Source organism: Sinorhizobium fredii USDA 205 (assembly GCF_001461695.1).
In the GTDB taxonomy this organism is placed as follows: Bacteria; Pseudomonadota; Alphaproteobacteria; order Rhizobiales; family Rhizobiaceae; genus Sinorhizobium; species Sinorhizobium fredii.
Map to the genome: position 1 here is coordinate 1 of NZ_AUTC01000088.1, position 1,253 is coordinate 1,253.

A 1,253-nucleotide genomic window follows, 5' to 3' on the forward strand; every position below is an offset into this window, starting at 1 on the left:
AATGTTCGGCATCACATCACAAGACGGCCGTCACCGTGGGGATACCGGCAAGCCGGTGGCGTTCGATCAGCTTCTCGGCCGCCAGCGTCGGTCCGAAATCCAGGTAATGCTCACGCACCAGGTCGAGCACCAGGTTGCGGAAATCCTCGCTGTGGGGCTTTATTTCCGGAAGGCCGCCAGCCAAGTAATGAAATGCAACGCGCTTGTTCAGCCGAGCCGCGCAATCTTCATGGAGCGAGTTTATCCGATACCATTTAGCGTTGATTGTAGACGCAAAGTTGCTAATCTCGCGTTCAAATGGAAGGGGCTTTCATGAAAACTATGGTTGCAATGCTTCTTGCAGCGGTTGGCGTTGCAGTCAGTGCCAGCAGCACTTTGGCGGTTAATTTCTGCCAGTCCAACAAAGACCGGAATTGCTTTACCGGCAGTTTCGGACTTGTCGACATTCCCGGTGACGCAAGCCATAAGCTGCTCAAGGCAGATTTCGGATATGTCGATTTGAACGGAGTGGGTTGGCAGACCAACAAGGAGACGAAGACTGACGGCGCTTCGATTCCGCCGCTATTGCAACCGTTTGTCGGTTCCCCATGGGAAGACGGCTATATTCGTGCAGCCGTCATCCATGTACTGCGACAGGCACGTTCGAACTTGGAAAGAGACGCATCGCGTCTTCTATGACGCCATGCTGGCCAGCGGCTTGGAGAAACCGAAAGCGAAATTGCTGTTCTACGCCGTCTATGCCTTTGGTCCACGCTGGGGCTATCTCGTTCCCGGAGAGAAGTGTGCGGCTGGGAAGAACTGCATCCAGATGACAGGAAAGGACGCCGCGTTCGTGCAGTTGCCTGGGGAATTGGCCGATCAGTCGAGCGCAGGCGAATTGAAGGCGATCAAGGCGACCATCGATCTCAAGGAGCGTTCTGGTGATGCGTTAACGCTTGATGAACTCATGGCGATCGCCGACGAAGCTCACCCCCAGCAAACACTTCGTGATCAGCGGCCTGCCGGTGGTGATGAGATCACCAAGTAACGGTGCAAGTCGTCGATGGAGGACGCGAGGAAGAGGGACCGTCTTTCAAGACCGACAGCACTATACGATCTTGAGAAGGAGATCATCGCTTCAACCGGCGGCCAAGTTAGGCTTCGTCAACTAGAGCATCGGATTGAAATCCGGAATCGAAGGATTGAACTAACCCGCTGACGCGGGATAGGTCGGGTTTGGAGGCGCGGTCTCCTGATGGGATGTTGGGGTGTTG

3 protein-coding genes are annotated in these 1,253 nt (G+C 55.0%); all 3 read left to right on the forward strand.

Annotated features, from left to right (window positions below; translation table 11 throughout):
* The coding region (locus tag N181_RS34255) for a hypothetical protein (RefSeq protein ID WP_210160683.1) at positions 1 to 316 on the forward strand (316 nt) is incomplete at its 5' end.
* Positions 313 to 678 (forward strand): DUF1353 domain-containing protein, encoded by a 366-nt coding sequence (locus N181_RS34730; RefSeq protein ID WP_014857774.1) that lies wholly within the window; start codon positions 313 to 315, stop codon positions 676 to 678. The genes N181_RS34255 and N181_RS34730, both read left to right, overlap by 4 nt.
* A 4-nt stretch (positions 679 to 682) precedes the next feature.
* Positions 683 to 1,027 carry a hypothetical protein gene (locus N181_RS34735; protein WP_014857773.1) on the forward strand — a complete coding sequence of 115 codons (345 nt, stop codon included), beginning with the start codon at positions 683 to 685 and terminating at the stop codon, positions 1,025 to 1,027.
* Positions 1,028 to 1,253 lie beyond the last annotated feature (226 nt).

Bases quoted from the DNA above. Each gene is read 5' to 3' on its own strand.
- N181_RS34730 (WP_014857774.1), top strand. From the start codon at position 313: ATGAAAACTATGGTTGCAATGCTTCTTGCAGCGGTTGGCGTTGCAGTC.
- N181_RS34735 (WP_014857773.1), top strand. From the start codon at position 683: ATGCTGGCCAGCGGCTTGGAGAAACCGAAAGCGAAATTGCTGTTCTAC.